Source organism: Blautia aquisgranensis, from assembly GCF_040096615.1.
Classification (GTDB): Bacteria; Bacillota; Clostridia; order Lachnospirales; family Lachnospiraceae; genus Blautia_A; species Blautia_A aquisgranensis.
This window is the reverse complement of sequence record NZ_JBBMEJ010000020.1, coordinates 1-17,845: the sequence shown is the minus strand read 5'-3', so window position 1 is coordinate 17,845 and position 17,845 is coordinate 1. Positions and strand designations below refer to the sequence as shown.

At 45.8% G+C, this 17,845-nt stretch carries 16 protein-coding genes; 6 read left to right on the top strand and 10 right to left on the bottom strand.

Features of this window, described 5'->3' with window-relative positions:
- The first annotated feature begins 16 nt into the window (after window positions 1-16).
- The 6 genes from WMO28_RS14105 (at window position 17) to WMO28_RS14080 (ending at window position 6,555) form a co-directional block, all read left to right on the top strand.
- Window positions 17-832 carry a PTS mannose/fructose/sorbose/N-acetylgalactosamine transporter subunit IIC gene (locus WMO28_RS14105; RefSeq protein WP_173737684.1) on the top strand — a complete coding sequence of 272 codons (816 nt, stop codon included), beginning with the start codon at window positions 17-19 and terminating at the stop codon, window positions 830-832.
- Window positions 829-1,659 carry a PTS system mannose/fructose/sorbose family transporter subunit IID gene (locus WMO28_RS14100; RefSeq protein ID WP_349057392.1) on the top strand — a complete coding sequence of 277 codons (831 nt, stop codon included), beginning with the start codon at window positions 829-831 and terminating at the stop codon, window positions 1,657-1,659. The genes WMO28_RS14105 and WMO28_RS14100 overlap by 4 nt, the downstream gene beginning before the upstream one ends.
- A gap of 108 nt (window positions 1,660-1,767) precedes the next feature.
- Window positions 1,768-3,447 (top strand): glycoside hydrolase family 13 protein, encoded by a 1,680-nt coding sequence (locus WMO28_RS14095; protein WP_349057390.1) that lies wholly within the window; start codon window positions 1,768-1,770, stop codon window positions 3,445-3,447.
- A gap of 160 nt (window positions 3,448-3,607) precedes the next feature.
- Entirely contained in the window at window positions 3,608-4,450 is an 843-nt protein-coding gene (locus WMO28_RS14090) for a Cof-type HAD-IIB family hydrolase (RefSeq protein ID WP_173755613.1), read from the top strand.
- A 177-nt stretch (window positions 4,451-4,627) separates the two neighbouring features.
- Window positions 4,628-5,485, top strand: a complete 858-nt coding sequence (locus tag WMO28_RS14085) for a YitT family protein (RefSeq protein ID WP_349057388.1) — start codon at window positions 4,628-4,630, stop codon at window positions 5,483-5,485.
- A 362-nt stretch (window positions 5,486-5,847) separates the two neighbouring features.
- Window positions 5,848-6,555 (top strand): C40 family peptidase, encoded by a 708-nt coding sequence (locus tag WMO28_RS14080; RefSeq protein ID WP_349057386.1) that lies wholly within the window; start codon window positions 5,848-5,850, stop codon window positions 6,553-6,555.
- Between the two features lie 260 nt (window positions 6,556-6,815).
- On the opposite strand, the gene WMO28_RS14075 is transcribed toward WMO28_RS14080, so the two are convergent.
- The 10 genes from WMO28_RS14075 to WMO28_RS14030 form a co-directional block, all read right to left on the bottom strand.
- Window positions 6,816-8,147, bottom strand: a complete 1,332-nt coding sequence (locus WMO28_RS14075; RefSeq protein WP_349057385.1) for an MATE family efflux transporter — start codon at window positions 8,145-8,147, stop codon at window positions 6,816-6,818.
- A 781-nt stretch (window positions 8,148-8,928) separates the two neighbouring features.
- Complete coding sequence (locus tag WMO28_RS14070) at window positions 8,929-9,552, bottom strand: V-type ATP synthase subunit D (RefSeq protein ID WP_178643692.1); 624 nt, start codon at window positions 9,550-9,552, stop codon at window positions 8,929-8,931.
- Between the two features lie 12 nt (window positions 9,553-9,564).
- Complete coding sequence (locus WMO28_RS14065) at window positions 9,565-10,947, bottom strand: V-type ATP synthase subunit B (protein WP_178643694.1); 1,383 nt, start codon at window positions 10,945-10,947, stop codon at window positions 9,565-9,567.
- A 15-nt stretch (window positions 10,948-10,962) separates the two neighbouring features.
- Complete coding sequence (locus WMO28_RS14060; protein ID WP_226842969.1) at window positions 10,963-12,732, bottom strand: V-type ATP synthase subunit A; 1,770 nt, start codon at window positions 12,730-12,732, stop codon at window positions 10,963-10,965.
- Entirely contained in the window at window positions 12,725-13,312 is a 588-nt protein-coding gene (locus WMO28_RS14055) for a V-type ATP synthase subunit E (protein ID WP_349057383.1), read from the bottom strand. The genes WMO28_RS14060 and WMO28_RS14055 overlap by 8 nt, the downstream gene beginning before the upstream one ends.
- A 12-nt stretch (window positions 13,313-13,324) precedes the next feature.
- Window positions 13,325-13,633, bottom strand: coding sequence for a V-type ATP synthase subunit F (locus tag WMO28_RS14050; RefSeq protein ID WP_119239433.1), 309 nt, complete (start codon window positions 13,631-13,633; stop codon window positions 13,325-13,327).
- 1 nt (window position 13,634) lies between these two features.
- Window positions 13,635-14,066, bottom strand: a complete 432-nt coding sequence (locus WMO28_RS14045) for an ATP synthase subunit C (protein ID WP_015525392.1) — start codon at window positions 14,064-14,066, stop codon at window positions 13,635-13,637.
- A 38-nt stretch (window positions 14,067-14,104) separates the two neighbouring features.
- A complete protein-coding gene (locus tag WMO28_RS14040) occupies window positions 14,105-16,045 on the bottom strand; it encodes a V-type ATP synthase subunit I (RefSeq protein WP_349057382.1) in 1,941 nt (646 codons plus the stop codon).
- 18 nt (window positions 16,046-16,063) lie between these two features.
- On the bottom strand, window positions 16,064-17,107 hold the full coding sequence (locus WMO28_RS14035; RefSeq protein WP_226842967.1) for a V0D/AC39 family V-type ATPase subunit: 1,044 nt from the start codon (window positions 17,105-17,107) through the stop codon (window positions 16,064-16,066).
- 19 nt (window positions 17,108-17,126) lie between these two features.
- Complete coding sequence (locus WMO28_RS14030; RefSeq protein WP_119239435.1) at window positions 17,127-17,447, bottom strand: hypothetical protein; 321 nt, start codon at window positions 17,445-17,447, stop codon at window positions 17,127-17,129.
- Window positions 17,448-17,845 lie beyond the last annotated feature (398 nt).

Genomic DNA, 17,845 nt, shown 5'->3' with positions numbered 1-17,845 from the left:
AAGGGAGGAAGGAAAAATGTTAAACGCATTTCTTGTAGCACTTGCCGTATTCATCTGCGTCGGCGGTGCAGAGCTGATCGGATTTACCATGCTGAACCGTCCGATCGTCATCGGACCGCTGGTAGGTCTGTTCCTTGGAGATCTTCACACAGGAGTTATCATCGGAGCTTCACTGGAAGCCGTATTCATGGGAGTTGTAAACATTGGCGGTGCCTCCGCGGCAGAACCCGGAATCGCCACAGCAGTAGGAACCGCTTTTGCCATCATGCTTGGCAAAGGATCTGAGGTTGCCCTGACACTGGCACTTCCGATCGGTATCCTTGGTCTTCAGATTAAGACAGTTCTCTATATTTTCATTGTAGGTATGTTTGCAAAAACCTTCGACCGTCTGGCTGCAGAGGGCAAGGAGAAACAGATCATCGCTCTCCATTACGGACTCTGGGCTGTGAACTGGGTATTATATTCACTGTTCGCATTCTTCGGGATACTCTTTGGATCTGATGCAGTCAGTGCACTTCTGGATGCCATCCCGGATGTTGTTATGAACGGTCTGACAGTCTGCGGTGGACTTCTTCCGGCAGTAGGTATGGCGATGCTGATGAAAATGCTCTGGGACAACAAGATCTGCATGTTCTATTTTCTGGGATTTGTCCTGGCAGCATACTTAAACCTTCCGCTTATCGCTCTTGCAGTGATCGGAGTGATTATCGCCATCTCTGTTGGAATGAACGATTATAAGCTTAACCAGCTTTCTGCACAGAGAGTAGCTGTTTCACCGGCTGGAGACTCTGAAGAATATCTTGATGAAGAAGAGGAGGAATTTTTCTCATGAGTAATTTAACAAAATCTATTCCCGCAGATGAAAGAAAAATGCTGAGAAAAGCTTTCTGGCGTTCCTTCACTCTGTATGCAGCAGTAAGCCCGGCAAAGCAGGGAGCATCCGGCTTCTGCTATTCCCTGATGCCATTTATCAACAAATTTTACAAAAACGATGAGGAAGGCAAAAAAGCTGCCCTCACAAGAAGTATGTCTTACTTCAATACAACCATCACCTTATCTACATTCATCATGGGTCTTGTGGCATCCATGGAGAAGAAAAACAGCGAGCAGAAGGATTTTGACGCAAGCTCCATCAATGCGGTGAAATCTTCCCTGATGGGACCTCTGGCCGGTATCGGTGATTCCATTTTCTGGGGTGTTCTTCGTGTAATTGCGGCAGGAATCGCAGTAGGACTTGGAGCATCCGGAAATGTTCTGGCACCTATCGTGTTCCTGCTTCTTTTTAACATTCCGTCTATTCTTGTGAAATATTACGGTACATTCCTGGGTTACAAGCTTGGTTCCGAATACATCCAGAAGGTTTATGCAAGCGGTCTTATGAACATTTTGACAAAGGCTGCCAGCATTGTAGGTCTTATCATGGTTGGTGGTATGACTGCCAGCATGGTAACCTTTAAATCTACTTATGAACTCACCATGAAGGGTGAGTCTGTTCTGAACCTCCAGAGTATGCTGGATCAGATCTTTGTCGGCGTCGTTCCTCTTGGACTGACTCTTCTGTGCTACTATCTGCTGAAAAAGAAAAACATCAGTATCACAGTTCTGATCATAGGTGTCATTATCCTGAGTATCCTTCTCTCTCTTTTCGGAATTGCATAAACCTTAAGGAGAAGGAATAAAGACCAGAATTATGAAAAGGCGGACCCCAGTTGGTCCGCCTATAAAAAAGCCTGAAATAAGATATTTTGAATAAAGGAGACACAGAACATGAAAGATTGGTGGAAGAATTCCGTTGTATATCAGATTTATCCAAGAAGCTTCAAGGACTCCAATGGAGACGGCTTCGGCGATCTCAGGGGTATTATTGAAAAACTCCCCTACCTTCAGAACCTTGGGATCGATGTGCTCTGGCTCAGTCCTGTATTTGACTCCCCGCAGGACGACAATGGTTACGATATCAGTGATTACCGGAAAATTTATGCAGGCTTCGGAAGCAATGAGGACATGGATGAGCTGATCAGAAAAGCTCACGAGCATGGCATCAAAATCGTTCTGGATCTTGTAGTAAACCATACATCTGATGAGCATGCCTGGTTTGTGGAAAGCCGGAAATCCAAAGACAACGACTACAGTGATTATTACATCTGGAAAGATCCGAAAGCAGACGGCAGTGAACCGAACAACTGGGGTTCCAGCTTCTGCGGAAGCGCCTGGGAATATGACGAGGAGCGTGGTCAGTATTATCTTCATTTTTACAGCAAAAAACAGCCGGATCTTAACTGGGAGAATGAAAAAGTCCGCCAGGAGATTTATGATCTGATGAAATTCTGGATGGATAAAGGAGCAGACGGATGGCGTATGGACGTTATCGCTTCTATTTCCAAAGATCAGTCTTTCCCGGATTATCCGAAGACAGATGACCGTAAATATTACACAGGAAAATATCACAGCAACGGACCAAGACTTCATGAGTTTATCCATGAGATGAACCGGGAAGTACTTTCCAGATATGACTGCATGACAGTAGGCGAGGCACCGGGCTCTACACCGGAGGTTGCAAGACTTTTTACAGATCCGACCCGTGAAGAGCTGAACATGCTCTTCACTTTTGAGCATATGAATATCGACCGTATCCCGGGATCTGTAAACCGTAAATGGGCACTGAAGCCTTTTGATCTCCGTGAGCTGAAACGGGTTATGACTGAATGGCAGAACAAGCTTTATAATAAAGGATGGAATGCTCTGTACTTTGAGAACCATGATCAGCCGCGTGTGATTTCCAGATGGGGAAATGATACCACTTATCGTGAGGAGTGCGCAAAAGCTTATGCAACAGTCCTTCACGGCATGCAGGGAACACCGTATATATATCAGGGCGAGGAGATCGGTATGACAAACGTACACTTCCCTCTGGACGAGTACGAGGATATTGAAGTGCGCAACGCATATCAGGATCTTGTAATTAAGAACAAAACCATTACCGAGGACGATTTCCGCAAGGCTGTATGGAACAAAAGCCGTGACAATGCCAGGGTTCCCATGCAGTGGGACGACAGTGAGAATGCCGGATTTACTGCCGGAAAACCATGGTTCCGCCTTTCTGACCGTTATCAGGAGATCAATGTAAAAAAAGCTCTGGAAAAAAAGGACTCCGTGTTTTATTATTATAAAGAACTGATCCGCCTGCGACATGAGGAAGAGCTTCTGACAGAGGGCGATTACCAGCTTCTTCTTCCGGAGGATGAGAAGATTTTTGCCTATTTAAGAACTTCTGAGAAAGAGCAGTGGATCGTGGTGGCAAATCTTTCTGAGGATACAGTAAGTACAGAAGACCTTACAGAATATGTGTCCGATAAAGAGGACATTAAAATTGCAAACTACAAAGACAGAACAGGAATCAAAGAAAACTTGAGACCGTACGAGGCATTTATGATGAGAATCCGCTGAATTCCTGAACTGTTATTTACGCAGCAAAGCGGAAAAAATATCCGCTTTACAGACTGCAGGTATGAGTATTTGTGCGTATCTGTACTGCCGAAGGATTTCCGGGGCAGTGCAGATGCGCTTTTTGCTCATAGGAACACAGACGGACAAACAGGAGGAAATTATGGAAAAATACATCATTGCAGTAGATATGGACGGAACACTTCTGAACAGCGAGAATAAGATTTCCGGGAGAAACAGAAATGTTTTGCAGCGTCTGATCGATGACGGACATTATGTGGTACCGGCAACAGGAAGAACAAGGGAGCTGATACCGCAGGAGTTTTCCGTGCTCCATGGAGTGAAATGGGGAATCGTGGAAAATGGCTGTGTTGTCTGGGACTACGATAAAAATGAGATGATCTGGCGCAAGACCATGCCAAAAGGAATGGTACGGGGAATCCTGAAAGATGTGGAGGACAGCGGAGTAAAAGGCTGGATCGCGGAGGCTTATTCGAATGGAGTTGCATATTCCGATGCAGATGCCAGAGATTATGTAGCCTCAGTAGCAGATAAAGATCTTCTGGAAAAAACCTTCGTAGATTATTTCCTCAGCAGACATGAATTTGTAAAGGATTTTTACAGACAGACAGAGCTTCTGGATCAGGCAGAAAAGATAAACATCTATTTTGAAAACCTCGAAGACAGCAGAGCTCTCCGTGAAAAATGGAAGGATCTGGATGATGTGGCTGTCACTACTTCCATCAGCGGTAACGCAGAGTTCAACGCAGCAGGGGTGGACAAAGGAGTTGGTCTTGCCATGCTGCGCACAAAGCTTGGCATTGACCGGATGCATGTGATCGCTTTTGGTGATAATGAAAATGATCTGGAAATGCTGGAAGGCGCAGGCATCGGAGTCGCTATGGGTAATTCCAAACAGTATGTAAAGGATGCCGCTAATGAGGTGACCGGAGATAATGATCATGATGGTGTGGCGGAATTTCTTGAGAGGTTTTTCGGGCTGTAAGCTGTGGGTGATCGTGATTGCTGATATACGGGACAGGGAAATGTATTTTTCTCTGTCTTTTTTATTTTCATTTTCGGTGATATAAGGTATGATTAACAGAGAAGATGAGGGAGTGCCGGTTTTGATCGGTAGTTCCCGGTGAAAATTTTTTGAGGGAATCAGGAGGGAATTTTTTATATGAAAAATTTAGTACCTAAGAGGGTGATGGAATATATAGTTATCACATTTGCAGTTATTCTGATGGATGTGGGAATCTATGTATTCAAATTCCCGAACAACTTTTCTTTCGGAGGAGTTTCGGGTATGGCAGTCGTATTCTCGCATTTTATTCCGATGACATCTGCGCAGATCAACCTGGTGATCAATCTTATTTTGCTGGTGATCGGGTTTATGATCCTGGGAAAAGATTTTGGCATAAAGACAGCTTATGTTACAGTTGTATCTTCTCTGCTCCTGAATGTATTCGAGAAGGTTTTTCCTATGGAAAAAGCACTCACAGGGAACATTATGCTGGAGCTGTGCTTCGCGATCATCCTTCCGGCACTGGCTGCTGCGATCCTGTTTTTTAAGAATGCCTCAGGCGGCGGTACGGATATTGTTGCGATGATCATTAAAAAGTATTCTACGATGAATATTTCGGGTGCACTGTTTCTTGTAGACTGTTTCATCGTTGTTGTTTCCTTTATGGTATTTGATATTACCACAGGCCTCTGCTCTGTGCTGGGTCTTATGGCCAAGACGTTGCTGATCGATAAGTCTATTGAGAGGATGAAGCTGAACAAATATTTCACTATCATTTCCAGCAAACCGGAGGAAATTTCCGATTTTATCATGAAGGATCTGAACAGAAGTGCTACGATTTATCATGGAGAGGGTGTTTATACCCACAAGGATAAAAAGATCATCCTGACTGTGGTTGACGTAAAGCAGGCGGTGTTGCTGCAGAGGTTTATTGATGAGGTAGATCCGCAGGCATTTCTGATGGTAACTAAGAGCAGTGAGGTTATTGGTAAGGGATTTATGAGTTATATCTGATGTGGTAATGGAATGCGGATAATTTTATCCGTCGGAACATATGTATGCACGATATGGAGAGCATTTTCAACAGCTGTTAGAGGCTGTGGAGATGCTCTCTTTTTTGACATGATAAATTGTGGAGGGTGTGTATTTATGTACGGGAAAAGTGGAATGCAGATTGCAAATATCTGCGTGAATTTGAATGAAAAGGCTGTGAAGTTTTCGTGAAAAGGTTTGACAGGGGGCAGATTATATGTTAGGATACACACTTGCGTAACAAATTTAATAAAATTGTAATAAATGAAGATGCTAACAGATGCAACAGACAAACTATTAAGATGGACCGGAGGAGAGTTGCAGATTTTCTGAGAGGAGTTTTTATGTTTTATAAAAAAATTGCTGCTGTTGTCATGAGTGTTGTGATCGCCGGATCTGTTCCGTGTACAGTTTTTGCAGATACAGATGTAAGTGCTGTGACAGATGGCGAGGTGGAGGAACTTTCCATTGAGGAAGATTTCTCGGACGGGATGGATTCCATCTCCGCTCTTGCAAACGCTCTGGCAGACAAGACTGTTTCTGATGTGGCAGAATATCAGGAAGCGAAAGCAGAGGCTGAGGAGATCGCACAGAAGAGACTGGAAGCAGAAGCAGCAGCGGAAGCTGCCCGTAAAGCGGAAGAAGAGCGTAAGGCAGCTGAAGAGGCAGCACGTAAGGCTGAAGAAGCCCGCGTAGCCAAGCGTCAGGAAATTGCGGATTTTGCACTGCAGTTTGTAGGAAATCCGTATGTCTACGGCGGCACAAGCCTGACAAATGGTGCAGACTGTTCCGGGTTCGTGATGTCTGTGTTTGCACAGTTTGGTTATGGGCTTCCCCGTGTGGCAGCAGCCCAGTGTGCAGCATCCCAGAAGAAATCTGTAGAAGATATCGAAGTTGGTGACCTGGTATTCTACGGAGACGGCGGAATCGACCACGTAGCTCTCTATATCGGCGATGGCAAGATCGTCCACGCCAGCACCGCAGCCACAGGAATCAAAGTATCCGACTACAATTACCGTGCACCGGCTGCGGTTGGAACTTTTGTGGAATAATAAAATATGTAAATGAATACTTTATAAGTTAAACTGCTTACAGGAAATGTTCGAGAGAAATGGAGACGACCTGCGGGCAGTTTTTTGATTATGAGCAAGAATGTGGATTGCGAATATCCGCTTGACTTGAATAAGAAATTTCCCTGTAATTTCCCAATGACATAAAAAAGCTCTCAGCATTGATGATAGCAGCCATCTTGTTGTGATGTCTGTTTCTATTCTGGTACAGGCTAAGACAGTCACACAGCCCAGCAGAGTGCTTATGCTTTCCGCAGCATCTGCCTGTAAATAACCACAGATACCACAGCAGTAAACACCTCCGTGATCCAGAATGCGTTCCAGACACCCTCAGGACCCATAAGCCGGGACAGAATCCAGGCAACAGGCATGATGACGATCACATACCGGAACAAGGAGATCACAAGGGACTGGATGCCCTTTCCAAGGCCTTCCATAGCTCCTGAAGTAGTGACAGACACAGCAGAAATGATAAATCCTGCACTGATGATCTTAAGAGCCTTGGAACCAGCAGCAATCGTCTCTGGGTTCGTGGTGAAAAGTCCCATAAGCTGTCCGGACGCCAGGAGGCAAACAGCAGTTCCAAGGAACATGATCACACAGCTGGCCTCCAAAGTCAGACGGAAGATCTTTTTCACACGTTTCATCTCCTGGGCTCCGAAGTTGTAGCCGATCAGCGGACGCATTCCCTGGATGATACCGTTAGTCGGAAGATAAAGGAAAGTCTGCAGCTTATAATAAACACCTAGGATTACCACATAACTGTCTGAATAAGCTGCCAGTACAGAATTCAGAAAAGAGACCAGAAATGACGGCAGAGCCAGGTTCAGGATTGCCGGAACACCAATGGCATACAGGCTCAGATCCGTTTCTTTGCTGGCTTTTATGGCTTTTGGGGTCACACGCACAGGAATTGGACGCAAAATATAAAAAGATATATACACAACGATCGTAAGCACCTGACCGATACCAGTAGCCAGAGCAGCACCGCGGATTCCCATTTTCGGGAAAAATCCGATACCCCAGATCAGGAACGGATCCAGGATGATATTGCTGATACAGCCAACCAGCAGGGCAATCATAGACACCTTCATCCTTCCCACAGCCTGGAAAAGTTTCTCAAAGAAAAGGCTGATGGAGATCACAGTGGAAAACAGAAATACGACCGTGGAATACTCATGCCCCATTCGGATCACCGTTTCATCCTGTGTATACATCCGGAGAAACGCCGGCATAACAGCAATGCTGATCACAGTCATGAGAATACCGTGGATCACAGCCAGAATAAAACCATGGGTCGCAGCTGTGTCGGCCATTTTTTTATTTCCTGCGCCAAGATGATAGGACACCCTGGCATTGATACCAATACCAAAACCAATGGCAACTGCATTGATCAGGTTCTGCACAGGATATACAAGTGAGAGTGCTGTCATAGCCTGCTCACTGATCTGTGCTACGAAGAAACTGTCAACAATATTATACAGCGAGTTTACAAGCATGGAAAAAACCATAGGTAGTGCCATGGAAGCCAGTAGTGGGCCAACAGGCTTTTCCTTCATAAAAGTATCATTCATGAAAAAAACCTCCTTCATATCGTTATTGTATTATTCGTAAAAGAATAACTGTGCGTGTTTTGTGTACATAATAAAAGCCACACAACCTGCCTCTAAAAGCAAAGAGTAAAGGCAGATTATGTGGCGAAAAAAGTCGAAACTGAAAAATCCACACTATGTTTTAGTACCTAAACCCTAACAAAAAAAATCCCGGCTGTCAAGCACAGAATTCAACCGGAGCAGACTATGCAAATGACATGGCTTTTACGCAATTTATCAGTACCTGTACATGTGTGTACTGCGTGCACTGGCAGTCCCGAAAACCCCCTTCTGGCAAAATGCACAAAACCTGTCGAACCATGGTGGATAAGTGAAAAACTTTCCAAAAAGTTTTCCACATGACAAAAATCCGCAAATCCGCTAATAATCAAGTTATACACAAATTTATCCACATTATCCACAAGGATAACAATGTGGATGACCTGATTTACATAAAAAAAATTAAACATATGTTTTGTGTAAAAATGATAAATCAGCGAAAAACGTGAAAAAAATCTGTAAAACTATTGACATTTTTAAATTCTAAATACCACAAAATATTATGCAAAAAAGATAAAATTTAATAAAAAACAAAGTAATAATCAGAAAAATATTAAAATATTTACGAAAAAAGAATATATTCCAGAACAGAAAACTATAAAGTATGGAAATGTACGCAAAAAGAGGACAGTGACCGGATATTACGGACACTGTCCTCTGCAAAAAATCGCTGTCAGAGTGTGGATAAGTGTGGAAAAATGGCTTATCCGCCCTGTTTCATTCGTTTGATCACCTTGAGCCGGGTAAATTCCTCGCGCTCTTTTTCCTCCAGGGCATTGGTGATATCTCTGGTGAGAGTTTCATATCTTGGGATGGTGATATTCTTCAGAGCGTTGGCACGCTTCTGGGTTTTTTTGATATTGGTGGCAAGACGGATAGCTGCGTTTTCAATCATGGAAAGCTGAATGGACAATTCTTTCACACGCTCGAAAGCTGCCTTGGCCTCGTCCAGGGACAGCTTGGTGCTGTAGTAGGCGTAGGTCGGCGTATTGCTGCTCTGCCTGTCATATTCCACAAGGGGAATCTCAGTACCCATAACGCTTCGTGTCTTGATCCGGATGGAATTTTCTACAGGAACGGTATGGGAAATCTGGTCTACAAAAGCGATACCGATCTCCATGTTAGCTTTCTGCAGGGCTGCATAAGCAGTACGGAAGGTTTCATCGATCTGAGCCTGGATATCCTTTGCCTGGTCGATCAGCTCCATCATTTCACGGATCAGGATATTACGCTTTTTGTCCATAAGCTCATAGCCCTGTCTGGAAAGAGCCAGAGAGTTTTTTGCAAGTATGAGATTTCCCTTGGTGGGAAAGGTATTCGGATCCATAAAATCACCTCACTAACGGACGGTTTCCCTGTAATACTGATCCAGAACCTTGGTATCGATACGGTCAAGCTCTTCTCTTGGAAGGAGTCCCAGGAGTTCCCAGCCCTTATCAAGAGTTTCGATGATGCTTCGGTTTTCGGTCTCGGACTGTCCTACGAATTCTGCTTCGAAAGCTTTTCCGAATACAAGGTACTGCTTATCCAGCGGAGAAAGTTCATCCTCGCCGATAACGGAAGCCAGTGCTCTTGCATCGCCTACCTTTGCGTAGCAGGAGAAGAGCTGGTTGGCAACATCCTGATGATCGGCACGAGTGAAGCCTTCGCCGATACCATCTTTCATCAGACGGGAAAGAGAAGGCAGAACGTTGATCGGCGGGTAGATGGCCTGTCCGTGAAGCTGACGATCCAGAACGATCTGGCCTTCGGTAATGTATCCCGTAAGGTCAGGAATCGGATGGGTGATATCATCGTTCGGCATGGTCAGAATCGGAATCTGGGTTACAGAACCGGTGCCGCCGCGGACGATGCCGGCACGCTCATAAAGAGTGGCAAGTTCACTGTACAGATATCCGGGATAACCTTTTCGGGAAGGAATCTCACCTTTGGAGGAAGAAACCTCTCGCATGGCCTCGCAGAAAGAAGTGATATCTGTCAGGATAACCAGGATGTGCATGCCTTTTTCGAAGGCAAGATACTCGGCAGCGGTGAGGGCAATCTTCGGTGTCAGAAGACGCTCAACAACCGGGTCATTTGCAAGATTCAGGAACATTACAACGTGGTCGGAAGCACCGCTTTCTTCGAAGGTTCTGCGGAAAAATTCAGCTACGTCATATTTAACACCCATTGCTGCAAAAACAATGGCAAATTTCTCATCGGAATCGCCGCCCAGTGAAGCCTGCTGAACGATCTGTGCAGCCAGCTTGTCATGTGGAAGACCGTTTCCGGAAAAGATCGGCAGCTTCTGGCCGCGGATCAGAGTGGTCAGTCCGTCGATGGCGGAGATACCGGTGTTGATATAGTTTCGTGGATATTCACGGGTTACCGGATTCAGCGGAAGACCGTTGATATTCAGGCTGACCTCCGGTGTAATATCGCCAAGACCGTCAATGGGCTGGCCGATACCGTTAAAGGTTCGTCCCAGGATCTCGGGGGAAAGCCCGATCTCCATAGGATGACCGGTAAGACGTGTGTGTGTATTGCCAAGGGACATATTATCTGTCCCCTCAAAAACCTGGATAACAGCCTTATCCTCGTAGATTTCCACGATACGGCCGATTTTCTGCGTGCCGTCCTCCATGTGGAATTCCACGATCTCCTCGTAGGATGCGTTCTTAACACCCTCAAGGACAACAAGAGGGCCGTTTATTTCACTCAGGCCAAGATATTCGATTGCCATAAACTGATCCCTCCTTTAACCGTTTCTTTCCAGTACATTATCGTAGAAACGGTCGATATCTTTGTGATACTCATCAAAACGCTCCAGTTCTTTATTTGGAACCTCGTATTTGATAGCAATGATACGCTCAAAAATTTTATCCTCTTTCAGCACGGAAACCGGCATGCCACGGTTTACAAGGGCACGGCATTTTTCGTAGAGATAGAGGATCGTTTCCATCATCAGGAACTGTTTTTCCATAGGAACACTGGTGTCTTCCTGATGAAAAGCGTTCTGCTGAAGGAATCCGAGACGGATCACTCTGGCAATCTCAAGTGTCAGTTTCTGGTCATCCGGAAGAACATCGCTTCCGATAAGCTTAACGATCTCCATGAGAGAACTTTCCTGATTGAGGATAGCCATGATCTGGTTTCTGTCATAAACGAATTTCGGGGAAACATGCTCTCTGTACCATGGAGTCAGGTCTTCCAGATATTCACTGTAGCTGGTAAGCCACTGGATCGCAGGGAAGTGACGGGCATAGGCAAGTGCCTTGTCCAGTCCCCAGAAGCAGCGGACGAAACGTTTGGTATTCTGTGTGACAGGCTCGGAGAAGTCACCACCCTGTGGGGAAACAGCACCGATGATGGAGACAGAACCTTCTGTTCCGTTCAGGTTCTGCATCATTCCGGCACGCTCATAGAAAGCGGAGAGCTTGGATGCCAGGTAAGCAGGGAATCCTTCTTCTGCGGGCATCTCCTCCAGACGTCCGGAAAGCTCACGGAGTGCCTCAGCCCAACGGGATGTGGAGTCTGCCATGATGGCTACGTCATAGCCCATATCGCGGTAATATTCAGCAAGAGTAACACCTGTATAAATAGAAGCCTCACGTGCCGCAACCGGCATGTTGGAGGTGTTGGCGATCAGTGTGGTACGGTCCATCATCAGGTTACCGGATTTCGGGTCGATCAGCTTGCTGAAATCCTCAAGAACCTGTGTCATTTCATTTCCACGCTCGCCACAGCCAATGTAGATAATGATATCTGCATCGGACCACTTGGCGATCTGATGCTGTGTCATGGTTTTTCCTGTTCCGAATCCGCCGGGAACAGCAGCAGTGCCGCCCTTTGCGATTGGGAAAAGCGTATCCAGGATACGCTGGCCGGTAAGAAGCGGAACGCTTGCCGGGAAACGCTTGTAGGTCGGACGTGGAACACGGATCGGCCATTTCTGGGCAAGTGCAAGCTCTTTTTCGGTACCGTCATCAAGGCGGATGGTAACGATAGGCTCCAGAACTGTGTAAGCACCGTCCGGAACTGCATGGATAACGGTTCCGTGCGGGATGTTTGGCGGAACCATGGATTTATGAAGGATGGAGGCGGTCTCCTGTGTCTCGGCAATCACAGTACCTGCGCCGATCACGTCTCCTTCTTTTACTGTGATGTGTGTTTCCCATTTTTTTTCAGTGTCAAGGGAGTCAACGCTGACACCGCGGGAAATATATTTTCCGGAGGCCTCTGCAATTTCTGCAAGAGGCCTCTGGATACCATCAAAAATATTGTGGATGATTCCCGGTCCAAGGAGAACGGAAATTGCGTCTCCTGTTCCGGTAACGGTTTCTCCGGGTTTCAGTCCTGTAGTTTCCTCAAAAACCTGTACAGTCGTCATATGTTTCTTAAGTCCGATGACCTCTCCTACAAGTTTCTCAGGGCCTACATAGACCATCTCGGAGATCTTGAAGCCGGTGTCGCCCTTGAGGTAGATAACAGGACCGTTGACACCGTAGATAATACCTGTTTTACTCATGTGCTGGACCTCCGTTGAATTTGAAATCTCTGTATGCTGCATTGTATCCTTCCTCAAAAGAATTATCGATGAGGATGTTTTTCTCCGGGATCACAGCTTTGATTCCGCCGATAAAGGAATCTCCGGAAAGCCTCAGCGGAAACCCTGTCTTGATCGTAAGTGACTTCAGCCGGAGTTCATCTTCCCTGGAAAGATAGATCTGAATCTCATCGTGTTCTGCAAAGCATACAGCTTCTTCGATCTTGCTGCAAAGATATTCCTCATAACAGGAGGATTCCATAAATTTCAGGATCTGTTCTCTGACCTCTGAAAAAAGTTTCTCTTTTAAACGGCTCTGTCTGGCAGTCCAGTCACGGCGGATATTCAGCTGTTCGGCTGAAAGTGCCTTGTTGATCTCACGCCGGGCGTTTGCAATCTCGGCTTTCCGGGAACTGGCAGCGTTTTCCAGAGCCATTTTTTTATGTTCCTCCATTGCGGCATCCAGTGATTCTTTATGCTCCTGGACCTCTTTTTCCGCCTGGCGGCGGGCTTCTTCCGCGGAAGTATCATAGAAGTGGGTGAGTTTTTCTTCGATTGTCATAATATCACCTGCCTATAATTTTAATCCGATGGCCTCATTCACGTATGAAGTGATGAAATCAGGCCTGCGGCCGGTACCGTGTCTGTCAGGAATTTCTATGATGAGAGGTGTTTTGTGATGGAGCTTTACATCGTCGATGATCTCAGGGAATTCCCGGCCGAATTTTTCGGTCAGGAGAATGATCCCGATTTCTTTGTCCGCGATAGTACGCTCCAGAGCTTCCTTCAGCTCATCGTGTTCATGGACAACAACACCTTCTACACCGGCCAGTCTCATTCCTGTCAGAGTATCAATATTGTCGCTGATCAGGTACATCTTCATATCAAAGTTTACCCAGGATCATGAAGGAGATGATCAGTCCATAAAGAGCAACACCTTCGGCAAGACCTACGAAGATAAGGGATTTACCAAGGATGCTCTGATCCTCACTGATTGCTCCAAGTGCTGCGCTTGCCGCACTGGCAACGGCAATACCACCACCGATACAGGAAAGTCCGGTAACGAGTGCTGCTGCGATGTAGCCCATACCTGTTGCAAGGCCTGCGTCAGCACCTGTTGCAGCCTGTACGGAAGCTCCGCCTGCGAATGTTACGGCGATGGCAACAAGCATGATTCCGAAGAAGAAAAATGCGTTTACGCCAAGAGCTGTTTTGTAGCGGCCACGGCTTTTTTCGCCGAGAAGATAATAACCGAATGGAAGAATGATACTGAGTACAAGTGCAACTGCGATTGTAATCTGTGTAATGACTGTCATGATGATGACCTCCTTAAACTTAAATAGTAATCGTTTTATTATTTATTCCTGGAGCAGAACGGCTCGAATTTACGTCCGCTGCCTTTGTAGAAACGGCTGAACATTTCGTAATATTCCAGACGGAGTACCTGGATACCTACGATCAGGCCCTCCATAGCGCATACGAAAAGGTTTCCGAGGATAATGACGATCCAGTTCGGACTGCCGTTCTCTGCGCCTGCAAGCATAAGCACAACCTCCATCATAGCTGCGTGGCTGACTGCAAAAGCGCCGATACGCACGAAGGAGAGTGTATTGGAAAAGTAGCTCAGGATAACCTCGAACAGTTCGAAGATACCCTGTACGATAAACATGCCCTTTTCTTTTGGCATAACTTCGGCTTTTTTCTCAACCAGGTTGGTAAGCGGTTCCTTGAAGAAGATCAGAAGCAGCGGAACACCGAACATGATGGCAAGAACAGCTCCGCCGGGAACTGCATGACCGGAAACAAAAAGTCCGATGCAAAGTACTGCAGATCCGTAGAATACAAGTCCTGCCACAGCGTTGGTGTCGAACCAGGTTTTTTCAACGTCATGCATCTTAAGGGAATTGATGATGTTGAAAACCATGCACAGGAGGATGATTCCCATGCCAAAGCCGATGGCAACGATAAATACGGTATTCAGTTTTCCGATAAAAGGTATGGTCGTCATACTGTCTACAGGTCTTAGCCACAGAGCAGGTATGACATCTTCAAATCCAAAGATACTGCCGAACATCAGGCCGAAGAAGGTTGAGAAAACACCGGCACAGCTGATGATTCCGGCAAGGTCGATATGTTTCAGCCTGTACAGAAGGAAACCTCCGATAAAAAGCAGAAGTCCCTGTCCTGCATCACCGAACATGGCTCCGAAAATGAAGGAGTAGGTGATGGCAACGAACCAGGTTGGATCCATCTCGCCATAAGCGGGAAGACCGTACATCTTGACATACATTTCAAATGGTTTGAAAAGCTTCGGGTTTTTCAGCTTCGTTGGCGGCTGATGGTTTGGATCATGTTCCGGTGATGTGGTATCTTCGCCGTCTATCAGGCAGAAGATCCGTTCATCTGATGCGATATCAGCCTGAAAAGCCCGTGTGTCAGCTTCTGTCATCCAGCCGCAGAGAATATAGAAATTCTCATGATTTCCGGTGCAGGCAGCAGCCTTACGGACATCAAAGTTTCTGGAAAACTGACGTAGTGTATCTCTTGCAGAAACAATATCTTCGGCTCTGTCAGAGAGGAAACGCTGGCGTTTCTGTTTCTGGGCTTCCAGATGCTTCAAGGCATCCTCGTACTGTTTGCTTACGCTGGAAAAAGCCTGCTGGGCTGTACCGGTGTAATTATCCGGTACAAAGATCTTCTCAAAGTGCATGGAAGAGTAGGCCGCATCAATTTTGTGAGCCTCATGCTTCGGTACAAAATAGACTCCCCAGACATACTGGTCATCTTCATCACATTTCAGGAAGATGGTGTTCAGGTTGTCGTAAATGTATTTCTTGAATTTTTCGTAATACTGTTTCTCAATACGTCCGAAATGAAAATGAATGTATTTCAGGTGCAGAATAGAGGAAATATTGTAATCAATATTTCGGAACGGACGTATGATCCGCAGGGATTCTTCTAGGGAGGAACATTTTTCTTCTAATTCAGTTTGTTCCTGCTGGAGTTGCTCCGATTGTCCACGGATCTCCTTCACTGTGGAAAGTGCTTTTTCAATACCGGTGCTTCGGTTGGAAGCAGCAGGAGGACTTTTCAGTTCTTCGTAAATGGTATTGATGGAATTAAGAGCATCTCTATACGGATTGACCTCAATGAAAGGTGTCAGGCTTTCTACTGTGGTCAGTTCAGAGAGCGCGTTTTCCAGATGGATTTCGTACTTGCACAGGTAGGTGTTTACAACCCGGTCAATATCTGCTTTGGGACCGGTGATGCTCAGAAAATTCATTTTTTCAATCACGTTGCTACCTCCTGGTTATTAACCGTTGCGTATATAACGCAGGGATTGTTCTGGATCCACGCCATAGCGCACGCACTCAAGGGCAATGGTCAGACGGTTGACTTCATGTTCTTTATGATATAAATAGGAATAAATGACTGCTACGGAGTAGGGATCCTTGCGTGCTTCCCGTTCCAGCACATTCCTGAGGATGTAGTTATAAAATTCCTCCAGGTTGGCTGCAGTCAGCTGCTCATATTTCTTACCATAGTAGGTTCCGGCAAAAATACGCTGGGCTTCTTCGTATGTGGGAGCTTCCACAAGTGCGGTGATCTCTTCTTTACGAAGTTTGTAGTTCATGGGAATCAGCAATGCATAGATTTCGGCTGGTTCCATGCGAAAACAGCGTTTGGATCGCTGGATGAATTGCAGGTTCAGCATATCAAATTTTTCGCCGTAGGCTTTCGTGATCTGAGCCAGATCATTGCCCTTGAAAAGTTTCTTCCGCATATTCCAGATCTGTGAAAAATATGAAAGATCAAGTGCCATGCCGAAGTCAAAAAGCGTGGCATTTCCCCGTTCGTTGACCTGGGACAGAGGAATGAAGAAATCATTTCCCTTTAGTGCGGCGATAAATTCATCCATATTGGCGCAGGCTGCAAGTCTGTCAATATCCAGTCTGGAATGCAGTCTGAAAAAATCGCGGTAAGGGGAAATATCTACGGGGTCAGTATCTCTGTGGTCGAAGAGATTCGTCATAATCTCTTTCAGGACACGGATCTCATAGCGTTTCGAGTAAAGAGTCAGGAACGTCCGCTGTTCCTGGTTTGCAAAGTGGTAAAGTCTTGAAAAATTCCGGAAGATAGATTTCTTCAGAAGTTTCTCTATCTGCCCTCGATGCAGATCATTCTCATCGAGACCAGACCAGATATTCTGATATTCCGGGGTTCGTTTCAGGTAGGCTGTTACCTGGGGGACATTGGGAAGCTGAACGATTTCTTCCAGCTGCTCATCTGTCACAAGCCTGCTTTGCATGGCACGGATCTTGGTAGAGAGTCCGCTGTATGAGAGGACAGTGCCCATTGAATCACTTCCTTTCCCTTCAGGTTTCGGTAATTCCTGTTATTTTCTGAAACAGCTCTTTGGAAAGAGTTTCGTGGTTGGCTTCGTAGTAGGCATCCAGTCTGGATAGCTGGTCTTCTGTCTCTGCACGAAGCTGGGTGATCCGGGCGTCTTTCTCGCGGGCCAGATCTTCACGGATTTTCCGGATTTCGGCGCTGGTCTTTGTTTCCAGGGAGGCATCGAAATCTTTGATCTGTTTTTCGGCTTCTTCTGAGAGAGCTTGTTTCTGTCGCGCAGCGTCCTGCATGATAGCATTGGCTGTAGCCTCGATTTCCGAAAGCTTGTTTAGGATTTGTTCCATAGCGCCCTCCTTGTTTTGTTTATTATCTATAATTGATTTTTATATGATACACCTTTTTTCTGGTAAAAACAACTAAAAACTTGTTAAATTTTTTACGATATTTGAATAAATATGTTCAAAAAAGGACAAGAAAATGGGAGTTTGTTTATTATGCGATAGAACCAATGGGTAGAACCAATGGGGACGGGGATAAGTGGCGAGGCGCTTCGCTGTCGCCTTTGAATTGAAAAAAATGTTTGAAAAAAATATTTTTTGGTTGCGGTAGGAGGGGAATTGCATGTATAGTGGAGTATTGGAATGTTGTTGAAGTAGAATAACTGCTTAACCGAATCAAGTAAGTCCCCTGCTTCAATTGCGAGGAGCAATAAGCAGTGGGTGGGACTTACTTGTATCAGGAG